Genomic DNA, 18,022 nt, shown 5'->3' with positions numbered 1-18,022 from the left:
CGGGTACCGTGCGGGGTCGTGCCGCACGACGCGTTGCCACCAGACCCCTTCGCGGGCGACCCCGAGGACCCCGCGCGCGCTCTCGGTGAGCCCGACCACCACGACCACGACCCGATGGACGACGAGGAACGCGCCGAGCTGGTCAGCGACCTCAGCGACCTGGCCGTCTACCAGGCCCTCCTCGAACACAGGGGCGTTCGCGGCATCGTCGTGGACTGCGGCGAGTGCCAGGAACCGCACTTCCACGACTGGGCGTTGCTGCGCGCCTCGCTCGAACAGCTCCTCGCCGACGGCCGGATGCGGCCGCACGAGCCGGCGTTCGACCCGGATCCGGGCGCGTACGTGAGCTGGGAGTACTGCCGCGGGTACGCGGACGGGGTGACGGCGACGGAGTCGGCCCGCTGACCTCTGCCCGGAATGTCCGGTTTTTCACCCGGACGAGGTGACCGAGGTCGCGGGGTGACGTTGGTCGCGCCCGGTCCGTCCGCCTCCGGCGGTTCCCGGTGACCGGCTGCCGCCGAACGGCCCATCCGGGTCACCCGAAATCCATTCCACCTGACGTGTGAACGCCCCTGACCTCGGCGAAGTCAGGGGCGTTCACAGCACGTCTCAGTTGGTTCCGGTTCCCTCGTTCACGCTGGTGACCCCGTTGGAACCCTGGGTCTCCCCCGGTGCGGGCGGAGGCGGCGGGGGTTCCTCGCCGTTCGACGTCGGGTCCGGCGGCGGAGGGGTCTCCGACGACGGGGACGTGGGCGGCGTGGTGGTCGAGGGCGCTGTCGTCGGCGTCGAGGACGGCGTCGTCGGCTTGGCGCTGGTCTCGGTCGGCTTGGTCACAACGGGCGGTGGCGTCGTGGGTGACGTCACCGACGTGTTCGTGCCCAGCTGCTTCTCGAGCTCCTTGTGCTTCTCCTCCAGCTGGGCCTTGCCGTCGTCGGTGTTGACGGAGCCCAGACTGGCCTCGATCTTGTTGAGCTTCTCGCGGGCCTCGGTCACCTTGCCCTCGCGCAGCGCGAGGCGGGCCGACTCCAGGTCGGTGTTGATGATGGCCGCGGCCTCGATCGACTTCGCGTGCTCGGAGTAGAGCACGCGGGTGAGACCCCAGAGCGCGTCGCCCGGCTGGGCGTCGCGGGCCACGAGGCTCACGCCGGTGAACGCGATGGCCAGCACGGCCGCGGCGCTCGCCAGCGGGATCAGGAAGCGGTGCCTGCTCACCGGCTGCGGACGGGCAGCCTGGATCGTGGCGATGGCGGTCTCGGTGTCGACGAGCTCCCCGAAGGGCTCGGTCTCCACCTCGTGCCGCCACGCGAGCAGCAACGCGTTCAGCTCGTCGTCGACCAGCGCGCCGGCCGCACCCGGAGTCGCGGACCCCAGCGCGTCCAGCAGCCGGTCATCGGCCTGTACAGCCGAAAGATCGTCTGCGACGGGCTCGTGCGGGGCTCTGTCGTCCTGTCCGCGCACTTCCTCGTCGTCCTTCCCGTGTTCGTCGGCCACTCAGACCACCTCCTCCGCTGCCAGCGACTTGCGGAGCCGAGCCAGCGCACGGTGTTGCGCCACCCGGACCGCACCCGGCGTCGAACCGACCGCCTCGGCAGTTTCCTCGGCGGAGAGTCCGACCACCACCCTCAACAGCAGGATCTCCCGCTGCTTCTCCGGCAGGACGCGCAACAGGACCGCCATCCGGCCGGAGAGCTCGCCCTGAAGGGCCCGTTGCTCAGGACCAGCTCCGGTCTCCGGCGCGTCGGGAACTTCGGGAACGGGCTCCGAGCGGTTCCTGGCGGCAGACCGATGTGCGTCGGCGACCTTGTGCGCCGCGATCCCGTAGACGAACGCGAGGAAGGGCCGACCCTGGTCGCGGTAGCTGGGCAATGCCGTGAGCACCGCGAGACACACCTCCTGGGCCACATCGTCCGCCGAAGCGAAGCTCCGCTCCTGCCTGCCAACTCTGGCGCGGCAGTACCGCACCACCAGAGGACGAATGGAGGCCAGCAGGCGTTCGATCGCCCGGCGGTCACCGTCGACGGCCGCGCCCACTTCGGCGTCCAGTCCGTCCCCCAAGTTGGTCATCGCAGACAACAGCCCTGGTGTTACTCGTTGGCGTACCGGCAGGGAACAACACGAGTCACTCACGGCGACTCGAAGCAGCAACCCTCACCGTACCGGTCAGCGGGCCGTCCGTTCATCAACGGGGCATGGACACACCGAGTGAACAACCGGCACGCCGAACGGCCGCAGCCCGGCGACATCGTCACCGGGCTGGGGGATTGCGGCTGATCGTGCGAACTCAGCCCAACGCTGTGGCCTGGACTACTGCACCAGACCGCGCCGGAAGCCGTGCGCCACCGCCTGCGCGCGGTCGCGGACGCCCAGCTTGCGGAACAAGCGGCGGGCGTGCGTCTTGACCGTGTCCTCCGACAGGTAGAGCTCGCGGCCGATCTGACCGTTGCTCTTGCCCTGGCTCATGCCGCGCAGCACCTGGAGCTCGCGCTCCGTGAGCTGCACGCCGGGGTCGGAGGGCTGGCGCGGTGCCGGTACGGAGGTGCTGGCGAGCGTGTGCGCGAGGGCTGCCACAAGCTCGGGGCGCGACGCGTCCCACCTCAGGTAGCCGCGGGCGCCACCGGCGATCGCGGCGGCGATGCTGCCCGCGTCGTCGGGGGCTCCGAACACGATGACGTTTGCCTGCGGGTTCGCGGAGACGAGCCGACGGGTTGCTTCCACCCCGGTCGGGACGGCGCGCTGGGTTCCCACCAGTACGACGTCGACCGGCTGCCTGGAAAAGCGAGCCAACAACTCGTCACCGTGCGCTACGCAGTCGATGCGGCTGACCCCGGGGACAGCCGACATCACGCGGGTGAGACCCTCACGCACACTGCGCCGGTCGTCGCAAATAAGGACCGTGGTCACGGGGACTCCTTTCCTGCAGCCGAGTGACGTTCCATATCCCCTATCGGACGCTGATGGCCCGACCTTGACACGATCCGGTGCTTAATCCGTCAAGAAGTTCGTCTGAGGGTCTGCATTCGGGGGTTCCCCGGAACGGAGCAGCCCGGTCGGCACCCAGGGGGACTCGAGGGCGACCCGACGGCTGACTGGATCAGCTCTGCGTAACACGCAGCTCAGAGCCTCCGTCGCCCGGTCGATGGCGGTTGCGCCCACCGTGGGGGCATGGTCTGCCAGCACCAGAGCGCTCGGCCAGATCAACGGTTGGAGCCCGTCCATGACGCTGTGATTTAGGTCACACTCGACCAGTTCAACCCCTCTGGCCGTGCCCTCGGGCGTCCCCGACACGATCAACGAGGTGCCCAGCACGAGGGCCGACTTCACGGTGTGGCGGACGGCTCCTGCCCTCGTCGCCACGCCGTGCGCCTCCTCGGCCGGCGCCACCGCGGCCCCGGCGTTCCCGGAGGCCAGCTCGACCTCCGCCCTCACCCAGCCGAACCGCACCGCGCTCCGCCAGGACGGGGTCCGCCCGACGCGGGCGAGCAGCCGGCGCGACTCGTGCGTCCGCCCGGCACCGATCGCGTCGGCGGCAAGCCCCAGCAGTGCGTCGGTGCGGGCCCCGGCGGCGTCCACCCCGTCCGGGTCGCTGGCGCCGTCACCCCGCACGCGGGCGAGCGCCTGGCCGTCCAGCCCGCGGGCGAGGTGGTGCGCGCCGAGCTGGCGGTGGTGCGAGGCGCGGGTCGACAGGGCGAGCGAGGCGACGACCGGGTCGGGGTCGTGCCGCAGCACGTCGAGGGCGGTCGCCGCGGCGGCGTAGTGCCCCTGCCCGCCGAGCACGACGGCGGCGAGCCAGCGCACCCGAGCGCTCGGCGCACCCAGCGCGGCCCAGACGTCGTCGCCCGGCGCGGCACCGAAAGCGGCCCGGCGCAGCGCGTCTTCTCCGGAGTTCACGAACAGGCAGTGTGCCGTCAGGTGACGGCGGCCTCGACCGCAGCCGCCGCGTCACCCAGGTCGTCGACCCGCTCGGCCGGCGTCGGCACCATCCCCCGCCGCCAGCCCGGCCCGCCGACGAACACCCGCACCTGCTGCCGGGTCCGCGGGACCGCCGCCAGCACTCCCGGATCGGCGTACCTGGGCAGCTGCGCCCACAGCACCACCGCCGACGGCGCGGTCCGCCGCACCGCCGCGGCCAGCGCGTCCGCCGGCAACGCCGCCCCGAGCAGCCGGACGACGATCCCGCGCTGCGCCAGCTCGGCCGCCAACGGGTAGAGCGGCAGGTTGTGCCGTTCCTCCGGCATGCACGCGAGCAGCACGGGCCGGTGGTTGCGCCCGAGGGTGACGAGCGGTGTCGCGCGGACGAACGAGGCGAGCACGCACTCGTTCAGCAGGTGCTCGACCTCCACGCCGGCACCCGACAGCTCCCACCGCGCGGAGACGGCGGCCAGCACCGGCCGCACGACCTCGTTCCACGTCGCGACCACGCCCTCGGAGGCGAGCGAGTCGGCCAGCACCTCCTGCACGGCGATCGAGTCCATGGCGAGCGCCGCACGACCGAGCCCGCGGGCGAGCCGGGAGGCACCCGGCAACTTCAGACCGCGGCCACCGGTGGGTGCGGCGGGCACCTCACCGTGCGTCATCGACGCCTTCGAGTCGAGCGCGAACCGGGCGGCTTCGGCCGACGAGGCGCCACGCAGGAGCGCGCGCTGCATCAGCTCAAGGCGGGCCACGTCGCGCGGTCCGTACTTGCGGTGCCGTCCGACCGTGTGGCCGCTCGGCCCGAGTCCGTAGCGCCGGTCCCAGGTGCGCAGCGTCGCGGGTGCCACCCCGAGCCGCCTGGCCACCGCGGCCACGGACAGGAGGGGTTCGCCCGTGTGACCACCGGCAGATCTGTGCTCCGGCTGGATCATCACGGCAAACATGTTCCGTTCACCTCTTCCGGGTGGCAACTCCGGGCGGTGAGTGATCGAACACGCGTGCTGTCACCCATCAGTTGATAAGGGTCTTCTGCCTCTTGAACAAGTTTTGACGCGGTTCTACGGTGGATCTTCGTTAAGCCGAATGGAGCAGTCGTCACGGAGGCGGTCTCGATGGCGGACACCCGAAGGCTCCCCGGTCCCAACGCAGACCTGTGGGACTGGCAGATGCGCGGTTCGTGCCGGGGCATGGACAGCGCGTTCTTCTTCCACCCCGACGGTGAACGGGGTCCGGCGAGATCTCGCCGGGAGGCCCGGGCCAAGGCCGTCTGCCTCGCCTGCCCGGTGCTGGAGATGTGCCGCAGGCACGCGCTCGCGGTCCAGGAACCCTACGGAATCTGGGGCGGGCTCTCGGAGTCGGAACGCGATCACATCATCAAGGCGAGAAAACGCCAGCTGGCGATCGTCTGACCGGGTCGCCCTCTCCCCGTCGCTCTGCTGGCATCAAGGGGACGCGGGGTGGTGGACGAGAAGAACCGGGGCGGCACCACGTGAGTGGTGCCGCCCCGGTTCTCGTTCCAGCTCAGAGATCGCGGTCCCGACGGAAGCGGGAGCGGCGACTCAGTGCCCGTGCCCGTGGCCGTGGCCGTGACCGGCAGCGGCCGGCTCCTCCGCCTTCTTCTCCACGATGGCGCTCTCGGTCGTGAGCACCATGCGGGCGATGGAGGCGGCGTTCGCCACGGCGGAGCGGGTGACCTTGACCGGGTCGATGATGCCCTGCTCCAGCAGGTCGCCGTACTCCAGCGAGGCGGCGTTGATGCCGAAGCCCCACTCGCCCTCGCGGACCTTGTTCACCACGACGGCACCTTCGAGGCCGGCGTTCGAGGCGATCCAGAACAGCGGCGCGGACAGGGCCTTCGCGACGAGCGCGACACCCGTGGCCTCGTCACCGGTCAGGCCGAGACCGCCGTCGAGCACCTTGGCGCCGTGCACGAGAGCGGAGCCACCGCCGGGGACGATGCCCTCCTCGACCGCGGCCTTGGTAGCGGCGACCGCGTCCTCGATGCGGTGCTTGCGCTCCTTCAGCTCGGTCTCGGTGGCGGCGCCGACCTTGATCACGGCGATGCCGCCGGAGAGCTTCGCGAGGCGCTCCTGGAGCTTCTCGCGGTCCCAGTCGGAGTCCGTGGCCTCGATCTCGCGGCGCAGCTGCTCCGCGCGGCCGGCGATGTCGGCCTTGGTGCCGCCGCCGTCCACGATCGTGGTGTCGTCCTTGGTCACGACGACGCGGCGGGCGGAACCCAGCTGGTCGAGCGTGGTCTCGGACAGCTTCAGGCCGATCTCCGAGGAGATCACCTCGCCGCCGGTGACGACCGCGAGGTCGTCCAGGAACGCCTTGCGGCGGTCACCGAAGAACGGCGCCTTCACGGCGACGACCTTCAGGGTCTTGCGGACGGCGTTGACCACCAGGGTGGACAGGGCCTCGCCCTCGACGTCCTCGGCGATGATCAGCAGCGGCTTGCCGGACTCCGCGACCTTCTCGAGGATCGGGAGGACGTCGGCCAGCGCCGAGATCTTCTCGCGGTGCAGCAGGATGCGGACGTCCTCGTAGACGGCCTCCTGCGCTTCGAGGTCGGTCGAGAAGTGCGTCGACACGTAACCCTTGTCGAACTGCACGCCCTCGGTGATCGCGAGCTCGGTCGCCAGCGTCGAGGACTCCTCGACGGTGATGACGCCGTCCTCGCCGACCCGCTCGATGGCCTCGCCGAGCAGCGCGCCGATCGAGGTGTCCCGCGAGGAGACGGTGCCGACCTGGGCGATGTTGTCGCGGCCCTTGACCGGGGTGGCCTTGCCCTTGAGCGCGTCCACGACGGCGTCGGCGGCGGCCTGGATGCCACGGCCGAGCGCGGTCGGGTTCGCACCCGCGGCGATGTTGCGCAGGCCTTCCTTGACCAGCGCCTGCGCCAGCACGGTGGCGGTGGTGGTGCCGTCACCCGCGACGTCGTTGGTCTTGGTGGCGACCGACTTGGCGAGCTGCGCGCCGAGGTTCTCGAACGCGTCGTCCAGCTCGATCTCACGGGCGATGGTCACACCGTCGTTGGTGACCGTCGGGCCACCGAACTTCTTGTCGAGCACGACGTGGCGCCCGCGCGGGCCAAGGGTGACCTTGACGGTGTCCGCGAGCTTGTTGACGCCGCGCTCGAGTGCCCGACGAGCGTCCTCGTCGAAGCTGATCTGCTTGGGCATTGCCTAAAGCCTCTCTGGTAGCGAAACGCCCCGGAAGCCCCGGAGTGGGGCGCCGGGGCGTCAGGCATGACAGCCGAGCGTCTTAGTTGACGACGGCCAGCACGTCGCGGGCGGAGAGGATCAGGTACTCCTCGCCGTTGTACTTGACCTCGGTGCCGCCGTACTTCGAGTAGATGACGACGTCGCCGACAGCGACGTCCAGCGGGACGCGGTTGCCCTTGTCGTCGATGCGGCCGGGGCCCACCGCGAGGACCTTGCCCTCCTGGGGCTTCTCCTTCGCGGTGTCCGGGATCACGAGGCCGGAGGCAGTGGTCGTCTCGGCCTCGGAGGCCTGAACGACGATCTTGTCCTCGAGCGGCTTGATGTTCACGCTCACCGGGATGACCTCCACGGGTCGTTGGCAGGTTCGAATAAACGGCTCCTGCCACCCCGCCGTCGCGGGGGTCGGGGCGGTGCTGGTGCCGTGCAGTTGGCACTCTACCCATGAGAGTGCCAACGCTTCAACGAGGGTCCCGAACCGCTCACCCGGTGGGAGCCGTGTTCAGGCCATGGTCACGTTCTCGCGCCGCACGCTGCTGCTCTCCGGAGTGGCCGGCGTCACAGCGTTCTCGGTCGCGGGGTCCGCCCGCCGCTCCGACCCTTTCACACTGGGCGTGGCCTCGGGGGACCCGACACCCGACGGGGTGGTGCTGTGGACCCGGTTGGCCGTCGAACCGCTCGCGGAGGACGGCCTGGGAGGCATGCCGGCGCGTCCGGTGGAGGTCCGGTGGCAGGTCGCCGAGGACGAGCGGTTCACCCGAACCGTGCGGCACGGCTCCACCACGGCTCGACCGGAGCGGGCGCACAGCGTCCACGTGGAGCTCGCCGGGCTGGAGCCCGGCCGCGAGTACTTCTACCGCTTCAAGGCCCTCAACCACCTCTCCCGGACCGGCCGCACCCGCACGGCGCCCGCGCCCGGTTCGCTGCGGGTGCCGCTGACGATGGCGTTCGCCTCGTGCGCTCAGTACGAGCACGGCTACTTCACGGCGTACCGGCGGCTGGCCGAGGACGAACCCGACCTGGTCCTGCACCTCGGCGACTACACCTACGAGTACGAGGCGGGCGTCCACGTCGCCCCGAGCGGCAACGTCCGGCACGTCGAGGGCCCGACGACCACCACGCTCGCGGACTACCGGCGGCGGCAGGCGCAGTACAAGGCCGACCCGGACCTCCAGGCAGCGCACGCCGCGGCGCCGTGGAGCGTCGTCTGGGACGACCACGAGATCGACAACAACTGGGCGGGCCTGGTGCCGGACCGGCCGCAGCCGGACTTCCCCGCGCGCAGGGCCGCGGCCTTCCAGGCCTACTACGAGAACATGCCCCTGCGCAGGTCGCCGCGGCTGTACCGGCGGGTCGGCTGGGGTGCGCTCGCCACGTTCCACCTGCTCGACACCCGCCAGTACCGGACCGACCAGGCCTGCGGGGACGGCCTGCAGCTCTGCCCGGAGCGGCTGGCGCCCGAGCGCACCATGCTCGGCGCCGAGCAGGAGGACTGGCTGTTCGCCGGGCTGCGGGGGTCGCGGGCGCGGTGGGACGTGCTCGGCCAGCAGGTGTTCTTCTCGCAGTACGACTACGTCCCCGGCGAGGTCGACGAGTTCCTGCTGGACGCCTGGGACGGCTACGTGGCCGACCGGGACCGGGTGGTGGCGCGGTTCGCGGACGTGCGGAACCCGGTCGTGCTGACCGGGGACGTGCACGCGGCGTGGGCCGCGGAGGTCAAACAGCGCTGGGACGACCCGTCGTCGCGGACCCTCGCGACCGAGCTGGTGACCACGTCGATCACGGCCGGCGGCGACGGGTCGGAGGAGTACGCCGAGACGCCGTCGTGGCTGCGCGAGAACCCGCACGTGAAGTACTTCAACAACCGCCGCGGCTACACGATCGCCAGGTTCACGCCCGAGGAGCTGCGCGCGGACTTCCGCGGCCTCGACCACGTGACGAGGCCCGGCTCCCCGGTCACCACCAGGGCGTCGTTCGCCGTGGAGGACCGCAGGCCGGGCCTGCACCGGCTGTGATCAGAGGATCTGGACCGAGTTGACCGGCAGGCCGGGGTTGGTCGAGAGGTCCATCGACGACGGCTTGGCGCCCGCCGCCACCAGGTGCGCGCCGAGAGCGGCGATCATCGCGCCGTTGTCGGTGCACAGCCGCGGCCTCGGCACGCGCAGCTCGATGCCCGCCTCCGCGCAGCGCTCGGCGGCCAGGCCGCTCAGCCGCGAGTTCGCCGCGACACCGCCGGAGATGACCAGCGTGTCGACGCCGAGGTCCTTGGCGGCGCGGATGGCCTTGGCGGTCAGCACGTCCGCGACGGCCTCCTGGAACGACGCGGCGACGTCGGCCAGCGGGATCTCCTCGCCGGCGTTCTCGGCGCGTTCGACCCAGCGGGCGACCGCGGTCTTCAGACCGGAGAACGAGAAGTCGTACTTCGCGTCGCGCGGACCGGTGAGACCGCGCGGGAACGCGATCGCGCAGCCGTTGCCCTGCTTGGCGAGTTTGTCGATGGGCGGGCCGCCGGGGTAGGGCAGGTCGAGCAGCCGCGCGACCTTGTCGTAGGCCTCGCCGGCGGCGTCGTCCACGGTGGAGCCGATCTCGGTGATCGAGCCGGCCAGGCCGCCCTCGACGAGCAGCAGCTGCGAGTGGCCGCCGGAGACCAGCAGCGCGAGGCAGCGCTGTGGCAACGGGCCGTGCTGCAGCGTGTCCGCGGCGACGTGGCCGGCGAGGTGGTTCACCCCGTAGAGCGGCTTGCCGAGCGCGGCGGCGTAGGCCTTCGCGGCGGACACGCCGACCAGCAGCGCCCCGGCGAGACCGGGACCCGCGGTGACGGCGATCGAGTGGAGCTGGGAGAGCTCGACCTGCGCGGTGTCGAGCGCCCGGCGCAGGGTCGGCACCAGCGCTTCGAGGTGGGCGCGCGAGGCGACCTCCGGCACGACGCCGCCGAAGCGGGCGTGCTCCTCGACGCTGGAGGCGACCTCGTCGGCGAGCAGCTCGAGCGAGCCGTCCTGGCCGAGCCGGACGATGCCGAAGCCCGTCTCGTCGCAGGAGCTCTCGATGCCGAGAATGAGTCGGTCAGACACTTTTCGCGGGCCTTCCCATCGTGTACGCGTCGGCACCCGACGGCTGGTAGTAGCGGCGGCGCAAGCCGAGGTGCTCGAAGCCGTGCGCGAGGTAGAGGGCGATCGCGGGCTCGTTGTCCGTGCGGACCTCGAGGAACACCGGCACGTCGATCTCGTCGACGCGGGCGAGGAGGTCGCGCAGCAGCATCTTGCCGACGCCCCTGCCCTGCCAGGGCCGGGCGACGGCGATGGTGTGCACGCTCGCCTCGTACGCCGACGCGGCGAGCCCCGCGTACCCGATCAGCTCGCCGTCGCAGTACGCGCCCCGGTAGTAGTTGCCGCGGTCGAGCTCGCTGTGGAACGCGGTCTCGCTCCACGGGTCCTCGCCGGGGAACAGGTCGAGCTCGATCTCGTGGCACCGCGGCACGTCGGCGTGCTGCAACGGCCCGAGTGTGACGGTGCCGGTGGTCATGCCCTGGTCACCCGCTTGCGGCCGGTGGGCTCGACCGCGTCCGGGCGGCGCAGGTAGAGCGGGGTGAGCGCGGCGGGACGGGCCTTCGCGAGCACCTCGGCGGCCGCGGCGGCGACCAGCCCCTCCGGCGACGGGTGCTTCGCCTGGAGCAGCTCCAGGCCGAGGACGTCGGCGTAGAGCTCCGCACCCTCACCGGTCGCCTGGTGCACGCCCAGCGCGGGCAGCTTCTCCGCGAGGTCCTGCGGGCGCTCCACGTGCGGCCCGTCGGTGCGGCGACCGGCGGCGTCGTAGGCGGCCCAGTAGACCTCCCTGCGGCGCGCGTCCGTGGCGACCAGCAGCGGGTGCCCGCTCGCGGCGTCCTTGGCGATCGCGTCCGTGGTGGCCACCGGGTAGACCGGGCGGTTGAGCGCCTGCCCGAGCGCCGCGGCGGTGGCGAGGCCGACCCGCAGCCCGGTGAACGGGCCGGGACCCGCGCCGACGACGATCGCGTCCAGGTCGGAGTACGCCTTGCCGGCCTCGTCGAGCGCGGCGGAGATGTGGGGGGTGAGCAGCTCGCCGTGCGCCTTGGCGTTGAGCGTCACCCGCTTCGCGAGCAGGCGTGGCGGGGAGTCGGGCGCGAGCTCGACCACACCGGCGGTGACTGCGGGGGTGGCCGTGTCGACGGCGAGCACTAGCACGATTGTCCAGGGTAGTACGAGGTCGTGTCGGTCATCCGGTTGCCTCTTCCGGTCAACCGCCGGAGGCGATTCGGCCGGAAGCGGCGGCCGGGTGGCCGACTTCTCGACGACCTCGTCGCCGTCTGCGGAGCAGCGGCAATCGAACACGTGTGGCCGCCCACAGTTCCCATGCGTCCTCAAGGTGCCGGCAGCGCCCTCTAGTACGCCGAGCAACAAGACGGCGAGCTGTCCTGAGGGGACGGACGGCGGGATGGCCGGCGGGCTCGGTCCGGCCATCCCGCCGAGCTGGTGGCGCTCAGCCGGTGAAGCAGGCCGACGAGTGGTCGATCGTGAAGATCTCCAGCGGGCCGTTCCACCGCCACGGCGCGGCGCAGGCGTCGTCCAGGACGCTGACGGCGTCGTCACCGGCGGTGCGGACGTCGATGCACGTGGCGTAGCCGGGTGCGTGGCCCTCGTGCAGCAGCGCGGCCGGGCCGTTCCACAGCCACGGGGCTGCGCAGAAGTTGTCCGCGACGCGGATGCCGCCGGCGCGGCTGTGCTCACCGGCGGAGGCGGGCGCTCCCGCGGCGAGGAGGGCACCGCCGACGACGGCGGTCGCGAGGAGCGACTTGTTGATCATGGTAGGTCCATCGGCGCCGGCCGTTCCGCCCTTGACGGGTGTCACCCCATCCGCTGGACGGCGTCACACCGGGAGGGGACGACCCGTCCACCCGCCGTGCGGGACGAGCTGCGCCGTGCGAACGTCGTCGGTTCCGCGTTCGAGGCGGATCAGCAGGTGGTCCTCGCTCAGCCGTTCCGCGAGGCCCTCGCCCCACTCGACGGCGACCACGGCGTCGACCAGGTCGGTGTCCAGGTCGAGGTCGTCCAGCTCGTCCAGGTGGCCACCGAGCCGGTACGCGTCGACGTGCACCAGCCGCACGCCCCTGCCGCCCTCGGCGGGCTCGTGGACGCGGGCCACGACGAACGTCGGCGACGACACCCGGCCCTGCACGCCGAGGCCGCGGGCCAGACCGCGCACGAGCGCCGTCTTCCCCGCTCCCAGCGGGCCGGCCAGCAGCAGCAGGTCGCCCGCGCGAACGAGCTCGCCCAGCCTGCGGCCGAACTCCTCGGTGTCGGTCACCAGGGGCAGTTCGACGGTCTTCACGCTCGACGCCACCACTTCTCCTGATTTCCTCCGCGGTCGGCCGCGCACCGCTCGATCAGCGCGACCAGGTGGTCGTTGACCAGGTCAGCCTGCTCCATCATCACCATGTGCCCGGCACCGGGGGCACGGACGAGCGTGGCGTGCGGCATCTCCTCGGCCATCCGCTCTGCGTGCGAGAACGGCGTGAGCTTGTCCGCGTCCCCGCTCAGGATCAGCACCTCGCAGTGCCGCAGACCGGCCAGCGCCTTGTAGCGGTCGTGCGTGCCGAGGGTCTCCAGGAACTCGGTGAGCACCTTCACCGTGGTCCCGCCGATCATCTGGTCCATCAGGTCCACGAGCGACGGCGCCACCTTGCGGTCGCCGAACGCCAGCGTGCGGATGCCGCTCCAGGTCAGGCTCTTCGCGCTCTTGCGCACCCACTCGACGAGGCCCGGCTGCACGCCGGCGAGCCGGCCGACGCCGAGCGTCACCGGGTTGTAGCGCGACAGCACGGACTTCGGCAGGCCCGCGCCGCCGACGGCACCGGCGGCCGTGCCGATCAACGCGACGCCGCGGACCCGTTCCTCGAAGAGCTCAGGGTGCTTCTCGGCCAGCGCCATGATCGTCATGCCGCCCATGGAGTGGCCGACGAGCACCAGCGGCCCGTCCGGCACGACCGCGCGGACCACCGCGTCGAGGTCGAGCGCGAGCTGGTCGATCGTGCTGCCCTCCGCCGACGACCGGCCGGACCGGCCGTGGCTGCGCTGGTCGTAGAGCACCTGGTGCACGCGCGGGTCCAGCAGTTCGGCGAGGTCGCGGCGCTGGAAGTGGAAGCAGCGGCGGTCGAGCGCGAAACCGTGCACGAGCACGACGGCGATGTCCGGTTCGCCCCCGTCTGCGGGGTCGACCTCCTCGACGGAGAGCGGCACGCCGTCGTCGGCGGCGACCGTCGACTCGCGGTCGGGCCGCAGCAGGCCCAGCTGTTCGTCGGCGAGGCCGTCGGACGCGGTCTTGCGCTCGTGCGACACCTTCGCGGTCTGCGCGACGGCGGCACCGGCGACGGCGGCACCGAGCGCGCCACCGACCCAGCCGACGACCTTCCACACCGGTCTCACGTGTAGATCCTCCGCACCCGCGGCCGGTACATCCCGCAGACGATCTCGTAGTCGATCGTCCCGGTCAGCTCCGCCCACTCCCTCGCCGTCGGCTCGCCCCGGCTCCCGTCGCCGAACAGGACGACCTCGGCGCCCTCGCGCACCTCGTCGTCCCCGCAGCTCACCACGACCTGGTCCATGCAGACCCGGCCGACCACCGGGCGGCGCTTCCCGTCCAGGAGCACCTCCATCCGGCCGGAGAGCGCCCTCGGGACACCGTCCGCGTACCCCGCGGGCACCAGTGCCAGCGTCGTGTCCTCCCGCGCCGTCCACGTCATCCCGTAGGAGACCGACTCACCGGCGGGGATGCGTTTCGTGAGCGCCACGTGCGAGCGGTAGCTCATGACCGGCCGCAGGTCGTGGTCGGTCGGCACCGGGTTCAGGCCGTAGATCGCGATGCCGGGCCGGACCAGGTCGAAGTGCAGGTCGGGCCGGGTCAGCAGGGCCGCGGAGTTCGCGATGTGCCGCAGCGGGTCGAGGCCGTGCGCCCGCGCCACCTCGTAGGCGTCGTCGAACCGCTTGGCCTGCAGGTCGATGGACGGGTCGCCGATCTCGTCGGCGGAGGCGAGGTGCGACCAGACGGCGACCACGTCGTGGTGGCGGGCGGCCTGGACCAGCTCCGGCCAGTCGCGCGGCTGGCAGCCGTTGCGGCTCAGGCCGGTGTCGATCTTGAGGTGGAGCCGCGGCCGGGCGTCGGCCTCCTCGGCGGCCTGCTCGACCCGGCGCAGGTCGGACAGGGAGGCGACGGACAGGTCGACGTCGGCGGCGATACCGGCGGCCAGGTCCTCGTCCGGTGCGTCCAGCCAGGCGAGGATCGGCGCCTGGATGCCGGCGCTGCGCAGCGCGAGGGCTTCCTGCGTGGAGCACGAACCGAGCCAGGTCGCACCGGCTTCGAGCGCGGCCCTGGCGACCTCCACCGCGCCGTGCCCGTACCCGTCGGCCTTCACGACGGCCATGGTCTGGGCGGCAGGGGCGAGGCCGGCGAGCAGCGCGACGTTGTGCCGCAGCGCGCCGAGGTCGACGACTACTTCTGAACGGGCCATAACCCGGTCATCGTTCCACAAGAGCGCAGCTCATCAGGTGTGAGCGAGCGCTCAGAGGCTCCTGATCGCCGCCGTGATCCCGGTCATCAGCCCGGACGCGGGCACCGGGGCGCCGTCCGCGGCCAGCTCCGCTGCCAGAACGTGCACGTGGGCGGCGTACCCCGCGGCCAGGAACGGGTCGAGACCGGCGGCCAGCAACGCCCCGATGATCCCGGACAGCACGTCACCCGATCCGGCGGTCGCCGGCCACGACGAGGTGGCCGAGTTGACCAGCGCCCGGCCGTCCGGGGCGGCCACGACGGTCCGGTGGCCCTTCAGCAGCACCACGGCGTTGAACCGCTGGGCGGCCTTGCGCGCGGCCGCCACCCGGTCGCCGCCGACCGGGCCGGCCAGGCGTTCGAACTCGCGGTCGTGCGGGGTCAGCACCAGTGCCGAGTCGGGGTCGCGGGCGTCCCACAGCTGCGGCTGCTGCGCGAGCAACGTGATGGCGTCGGCGTCGGCGACCACCGGGACGTTCGCGTCCAGCACGAACCTCAGCACCTCGGCGGACGAGCTGCCCGTGCCCATGCCGGGGCCGACGACCCAGGCCTGCACGCGGCCCGCGTCGGTGATCGAGCCGGTGCAGATGGTCTCCGGCCAGCGGGCGCGGATCGCGTCGGCGGCGGGACCGGCGTAGCGGACCATGCCCGACGTCGCGAGCACGGCGGCACCGGTGGCGAGCACCGCGGCACCGGGGTAGGTCGAGCTGCCGGCGGCGACGCCCGTGACGCCCTGGGTGTACTTGTCGTCGGACGGGCCCGGCAGCGGCCAGGCGATGTCCGCGCGGTCCAGCAGCACGAAGTCCGGGTCCCGCGGGCGCAGGCCGATGTCGACCAGGTGCACCTCGCCGCAGTCGGCCAGCGCGTGGACCGGCTTGAGGCAGCCGAACGTGACCGTGGTGTGGGCCTTCACGTGCGGACCGGAGATCTCACCGGTGTCCGGGTCGATGCCGCTGGGCAGGTCCACGGCGAGGACCGGGGCCGTGACGCCCTCGACGAGCTCGGCCGCTTCCGGGCGCAACGGGCCGCGGGCGGACAGGCCGACGATGCCGTCGATCACCAGGTCGGGGGTGCCGACCTCGTCGACGACCCGGCCGCCTGCCCCGCGGAACGCGGCGAGGCCTTCCGCGTGCGCCTTGCCGGGGGTGAGCAGGACCGCGGACACCGCGACCCCCCGGCGGCGCAGGAAGTACCCGGCCCACAGGGCGTCGCCGCCGTTGTTGCCCGCGCCCACGAGCAGCGTGACGCGGCGGCGGCCACGCAGGAGCCGGAGGGCGTGGGTGGCCACACCGAACGCGGCCTTGCGCATCAGCGAGCCCGGCGGGACGACCGCCATGAGCTCCTCTTCAGCGGACTTGACGCGTTCGGTGTGCCAGACGCCTCTCACCTATTCGACGGTAACGGACTTCGCGAGGTTGCGAGGCTTGTCGACGTCGTAGCCGCGGGCGGTCGCGATCTCGGCCGCGAGCACCTGCAGCGGGATGGTCGAGATGAGCGGCTGCAGCAGCGTCGGGACGGCCGGGATCTCGATCAGGTGGTCCGCGAACGGGCGCACCGTCTCGTCATCCTCCTCGGCGATCACGATCGTGCGGGCACCGCGGGCCTGGATCTCGCTGATGTTGGACACCAGCTTCGAGTGCAGGACGGCACGGCCCTTCGGCGACGGCATGACCACGACGACCGGGAGGTCCTCCTCGATCAGCGCGATCGGGCCGTGCTTGAGCTCACCGGCCGCGAAGCCCTCGGCGTGCATGTAGGCGAGCTCTTTGAGCTTGAGCGCGCCCTCCAGCGCCACCGGGTAGCCGACGTGGCGGCCGAGGAACAGCACCGCCTTCGAGTCGGCGAGCTCCCGGCCCAGCGCCTTGACCTGGTCGATGGTGCCGAGCACCCGCTGCACGGCCTGGGGCATGGCCTCCAGCTCGTGGAACTCGCGGGCCACCTCGTCCGGGTACTTGGTGCCGCGGGCCTGCGCGAGGGCCAGGCCCACCAGGTAGTTCGCCGCGATCTGGGCGAGGAACGCCTTGGTCGACGCGACACCGATCTCGGGGCCGGCGTGCGTGTAGAGCACGGCGTCGGACTCGCGCGGGATCTGCGCGCCGTTGGTGTTGCAGACCGCGAGGACGCGGGCCTTCTGCGCGCGGGCGTGGCGGACGGCTTCGAGGGTGTCCGCGGTCTCACCGGACTGCGACACGGCGACGACGAGCGTGTCGCGGTCGAGCACCGGGTCGCGGTAGCGGAACTCGGAGGCCAGCTCGACCTCGACGGGCAGCCGGGTCCAGTGCTCGATCGCGTACTTCGCGACCAGACCGGAGTGGTAGGCGCTGCCACAGGCGACGACGAAGACCTTGTCGACGTCGCGCAGGTCCTGGTCGGACAGCCGCTGCTCGTCGAGCACGATCCGGCCGTTCGCGAAGTGGCCGCGCAGCGTGTTCGCCAGCGCCTCCGGCTGCTCCTCGATCTCCTTGAGCATGAAGTACTCGTGGCCGCCCTTCTCGGCGGCGCTGAGGTCCCAGTTGACCGTGAACGGCTTGGCCTCGGCCGGCGCGCCGTCGAAGTCGGTGACCTCGTAGCCGTCGCGGGTGAGCACGACCATCTGGTCCTGCCCCAGCTCGACGGCCTCCTTGGTGTGCGCGATGAACGCTGCGACGTCGCTCGCGACGAAGTACTCGTTCTCGCCGACGCCGACGACCAGCGGCGAGTTGCGGCGCGCGGCGACGACCGTGTCGGGTTCGTCGGCGTGCGTGAAGACGAGCGTGAACGCGCCCTCCAGGCGGCTCACGACCTTGCGCACGCTGGCGGGCAGGTCGCCCTTCGTGTCACCGTCGCCGTACGCGATGGCCACGAGGTGCGCGACCGTCTCGGTGTCGGTGTCGGACGCCATCTCGATGCCGAGCCCTTCGAGCTCGCCGCGCAGCGCGAGGAAGTTCTCGATGATGCCGTTGTGCACCACGGCGACCCGGTTCGCCGAGTCGCGGTGCGGGTGTGAGTTGCGGTCGATCGGCGCGCCGTGCGTCGCCCACCGCGTGTGTCCCATGCCGACGGTTCCCGCGAACCCGTCGCGACCCACCTCGTCGAGCCTCGCCTCCAGGTTCTGCAGCCGCCCGGCCTTGCGCTCGACGGCGAGCTCACCGTCCGCGACGACCGCGACACCGGCCGAGTCGTAACCCCGGTACTCGAGCCGCCTCAGCCCGTCCAGCACCACGTCGAGCGCCGACTGGTGACCCACGTATCCCACGATTCCGCACACGGAAGACAGGGTAGCTAGACCACGGCGTCAACCCTAAAGGGCGAGGGCGGTGAATCAGCGCAGGTCAGGGCCAGCTTTGGTGTAG

The 18,022-nt window shown here is 71.9% G+C and carries 19 protein-coding genes; 3 read left to right on the top strand and 16 right to left on the bottom strand.

Annotated elements, in window-relative coordinates; all coding sequences use genetic code 11:
• The first annotated feature begins 18 nt into the window (after positions 1-18).
• Positions 19-405, top strand: coding sequence for a DUF5319 domain-containing protein (locus ACZ7CH_RS04240; RefSeq protein ID WP_360395812.1), 387 nt, complete (start codon positions 19-21; stop codon positions 403-405).
• Between the two features lie 204 nt (positions 406-609).
• Here the strand turns inward: ACZ7CH_RS04240 and ACZ7CH_RS04235 are convergent, their stop codons facing one another.
• The 5 genes from ACZ7CH_RS04235 to ACZ7CH_RS04215 form a co-directional block, all read right to left on the bottom strand.
• Complete coding sequence (locus tag ACZ7CH_RS04235; RefSeq protein ID WP_360395810.1) at positions 610-1,491, bottom strand: anti-sigma-D factor RsdA; 882 nt, start codon at positions 1,489-1,491, stop codon at positions 610-612.
• The gene (locus ACZ7CH_RS04230; protein WP_360396063.1) at positions 1,492-2,064 is read right to left on the bottom strand and encodes a sigma-70 family RNA polymerase sigma factor; all 573 of its coding nucleotides are present in this window, start codon (positions 2,062-2,064) and stop codon (positions 1,492-1,494) included.
• Between the two features lie 240 nt (positions 2,065-2,304).
• Entirely contained in the window at positions 2,305-2,901 is a 597-nt protein-coding gene (locus ACZ7CH_RS04225) for a response regulator transcription factor (protein WP_030471988.1), read from the bottom strand.
• 81 nt (positions 2,902-2,982) lie between these two features.
• Positions 2,983-3,888 (bottom strand): hypothetical protein, encoded by a 906-nt coding sequence (locus tag ACZ7CH_RS04220; RefSeq protein WP_470373120.1) that lies wholly within the window; start codon positions 3,886-3,888, stop codon positions 2,983-2,985.
• A 17-nt stretch (positions 3,889-3,905) separates the two neighbouring features.
• Positions 3,906-4,844 carry a MerR family transcriptional regulator gene (locus ACZ7CH_RS04215; RefSeq protein WP_470373187.1) on the bottom strand — a complete coding sequence of 313 codons (939 nt, stop codon included), beginning with the start codon at positions 4,842-4,844 and terminating at the stop codon, positions 3,906-3,908.
• Between the two features lie 180 nt (positions 4,845-5,024).
• On the opposite strand from ACZ7CH_RS04215, the gene ACZ7CH_RS04210 reads away from it, so the two are divergent.
• The gene (locus tag ACZ7CH_RS04210) at positions 5,025-5,321 is read left to right on the top strand and encodes a WhiB family transcriptional regulator (RefSeq protein ID WP_086663892.1); all 297 of its coding nucleotides are present in this window, start codon (positions 5,025-5,027) and stop codon (positions 5,319-5,321) included.
• Positions 5,322-5,471: 150 nt separating this feature from the next.
• On the opposite strand, the gene groL is transcribed toward ACZ7CH_RS04210, so the two are convergent.
• Positions 5,472-7,094, bottom strand: a complete 1,623-nt coding sequence (groL, locus tag ACZ7CH_RS04205) for a chaperonin GroEL (protein WP_360395804.1) — start codon at positions 7,092-7,094, stop codon at positions 5,472-5,474.
• An 82-nt stretch (positions 7,095-7,176) separates the two neighbouring features.
• Positions 7,177-7,470 (bottom strand): co-chaperone GroES, encoded by a 294-nt coding sequence (gene groES / locus ACZ7CH_RS04200; RefSeq protein WP_030478362.1) that lies wholly within the window; start codon positions 7,468-7,470, stop codon positions 7,177-7,179.
• A gap of 172 nt (positions 7,471-7,642) precedes the next feature.
• On the opposite strand from groES, the gene ACZ7CH_RS04195 reads away from it, so the two are divergent.
• Complete coding sequence (locus ACZ7CH_RS04195; protein WP_470373119.1) at positions 7,643-9,148, top strand: alkaline phosphatase D family protein; 1,506 nt, start codon at positions 7,643-7,645, stop codon at positions 9,146-9,148.
• Here ACZ7CH_RS04195 and tsaD read toward each other — a convergent pair whose 3' ends face one another.
• The 9 genes from tsaD to glmS form a co-directional block, all read right to left on the bottom strand.
• Positions 9,149-10,204, bottom strand: a complete 1,056-nt coding sequence (gene tsaD / locus ACZ7CH_RS04190; protein WP_470373118.1) for a tRNA (adenosine(37)-N6)-threonylcarbamoyltransferase complex transferase subunit TsaD — start codon at positions 10,202-10,204, stop codon at positions 9,149-9,151.
• Complete coding sequence (gene rimI, locus ACZ7CH_RS04185) at positions 10,197-10,655, bottom strand: ribosomal protein S18-alanine N-acetyltransferase (protein WP_360395798.1); 459 nt, start codon at positions 10,653-10,655, stop codon at positions 10,197-10,199. The genes tsaD and rimI overlap by 8 nt, the downstream gene beginning before the upstream one ends.
• A complete protein-coding gene (gene tsaB / locus ACZ7CH_RS04180) occupies positions 10,652-11,332 on the bottom strand; it encodes a tRNA (adenosine(37)-N6)-threonylcarbamoyltransferase complex dimerization subunit type 1 TsaB (RefSeq protein WP_360395797.1) in 681 nt (226 codons plus the stop codon). Before tsaB ends, rimI begins: the two co-directional genes overlap by 4 nt.
• Positions 11,333-11,627: 295 nt before the next feature.
• Positions 11,628-11,951 carry a hypothetical protein gene (locus ACZ7CH_RS04175; RefSeq protein WP_470373117.1) on the bottom strand — a complete coding sequence of 108 codons (324 nt, stop codon included), beginning with the start codon at positions 11,949-11,951 and terminating at the stop codon, positions 11,628-11,630.
• Positions 11,952-12,014: 63 nt separating this feature from the next.
• Entirely contained in the window at positions 12,015-12,476 is a 462-nt protein-coding gene (tsaE, locus tag ACZ7CH_RS04170; protein WP_360395795.1) for a tRNA (adenosine(37)-N6)-threonylcarbamoyltransferase complex ATPase subunit type 1 TsaE, read from the bottom strand.
• Positions 12,473-13,570 (bottom strand): alpha/beta fold hydrolase, encoded by a 1,098-nt coding sequence (locus ACZ7CH_RS04165; protein WP_360395793.1) that lies wholly within the window; start codon positions 13,568-13,570, stop codon positions 12,473-12,475. Before ACZ7CH_RS04165 ends, tsaE begins: the two co-directional genes overlap by 4 nt.
• Positions 13,567-14,652, bottom strand: coding sequence for an alanine racemase (alr, locus tag ACZ7CH_RS04160; RefSeq protein WP_360395791.1), 1,086 nt, complete (start codon positions 14,650-14,652; stop codon positions 13,567-13,569). The genes ACZ7CH_RS04165 and alr overlap by 4 nt, the downstream gene beginning before the upstream one ends.
• Before the next feature lie 51 nt (positions 14,653-14,703).
• Positions 14,704-16,077 (bottom strand): NAD(P)H-hydrate dehydratase, encoded by a 1,374-nt coding sequence (locus tag ACZ7CH_RS04155; protein ID WP_470373116.1) that lies wholly within the window; start codon positions 16,075-16,077, stop codon positions 14,704-14,706.
• Positions 16,078-17,937, bottom strand: coding sequence for a glutamine--fructose-6-phosphate transaminase (isomerizing) (glmS, locus tag ACZ7CH_RS04150; RefSeq protein WP_470373115.1), 1,860 nt, complete (start codon positions 17,935-17,937; stop codon positions 16,078-16,080).
• Between the last annotated feature and the right edge of the window lie 85 nt (positions 17,938-18,022).

Source organism: Lentzea sp. NPDC037011 (assembly GCF_055607425.1).
This window is presented reverse-complemented; position numbering and strand designations above follow the sequence as displayed.